General features: G+C 61.6%; 1 protein-coding gene. It reads left to right on the top strand.

The features are described from left to right. On the top strand, positions 1-878 hold an 878-nt coding region (locus ACRXB1_RS36625), incomplete at both ends, for an ABC transporter substrate-binding protein (protein WP_449494852.1).

Genomic DNA, 878 nt, shown 5'->3' on the forward strand with positions numbered 1-878 from the left:
GCCGCCGAGCTGGCGCTCGGCGGCGCCTATCTCCCGCAGGCCATGGCCGCGGGACCGATCACGCTCAAAGCCACTCACGGCACCGGTCTCTGCAATTGCCCGTTCTTTCTCGTGAAGGAACGCAACCTCGCGCAAGGCGTATCGCTGGACTTCGTCACCACGCCGACCAATGCGGACATTGCGGCGCTCTTTGGCGCAGGCGTCGTGGATGTATCGGTGGTGCCGTACACGAACTTCATGACGCTCTACGACGCCGGTGCGCCCATCAAAATCGTCGCGGGATCGGGCGTGCAAGGCTGCGTGATAGTCGCGCAGGCGGGCATTACATCGGCGGAAAAATTGCGCGGCAAGACGATCGGCACATTTCAGGCCGACACGCTCGAAATGCTCCCTTACGACTTCCTGAAGAAGTCCGGCATGACGTTCGCCGATGTCAAGGTGCGCTACTTCGGCACGTCGCCCGAACTGGCGCAGGCGTTCATCGCGGGAAACATCGACGCAATGTGCCACATCGAGCCATATGCCACGCAGGCACTGAAAGCGCGGCCGGGCGCAGTGCAGCTTTCGAACGGCGTGGACATATACGGCGCGAACTACACGGACTGCGTCCTGGCGGTGCGCAGCAAGCTGCTTAGCGAGAACCGCGCTGCAGTGAAGTCACTGATCAAGGCGATGATGGTCGCGCAGCATCAGGAAGAGCAGGATCGTGCCGCGGCAGTCAGGGACACGGTCGGCAAGTACTTCAAGACGAGCTATGACGCCACGCTCGACGCGGCGACAAAACAGCCCGCCATGATCGACCAGCGCCATAACCAGGACTTCATCCTTCAGCGTGCCCAGAACCTCAAGGATCTGCGGTACATCAAGAAACTGCCGGG

The organism is Caballeronia sp. M23-90, assembly GCF_053574605.1.